The 376-nt window shown below is 63.6% G+C and carries 1 protein-coding gene; it reads left to right on the plus strand.

Features of this window, described 5'->3' with window-relative positions; genetic code table 11:
* Position 1: 1 nt before the first annotated feature.
* The coding region (locus tag H5407_RS23715; RefSeq protein ID WP_183106928.1) for a substrate-binding domain-containing protein at positions 2–376 on the plus strand (375 nt) is incomplete at its 3' end.

Consider the following 376-nt stretch of genomic DNA (forward strand, 5'->3'; position numbering starts at 1 on the left):
GATTGCCCGCCGCACGCTGATCACCGCTGCGCTGTCCCTGCCGGCATTCGCCGCCTTAGCCGCTCCGCTGACCATGGGGTTCTCCCAGGTCGGCGCCGAGAGCGAATGGCGCACGGCCAACTCGGCGTCCATCAAGGCCGCAGCCAAGGAGGCTGGCATCACGCTGAAGTTCGCCGATGCGCAACAGAAGCAGGAGAACCAGGTGAAGGCCATTCGCAGCTATATCGCGCAGAAGGTTGACGTTATCGCCTTCTCGCCCGTGGTCGAGAGTGGCTGGGACACCGTGCTGAAGGAGGCCAAAGCCGCCGGCATTCCCGTGATTCTGACCGACCGTGCCGTCAAGGTTGCAGACCCGTCGCTGTATGTCACCTTCATC

Source organism: Mitsuaria sp. WAJ17 (assembly GCF_014174515.1).
Classification (GTDB): Bacteria; Pseudomonadota; Gammaproteobacteria; order Burkholderiales; family Burkholderiaceae_C; genus Roseateles_B.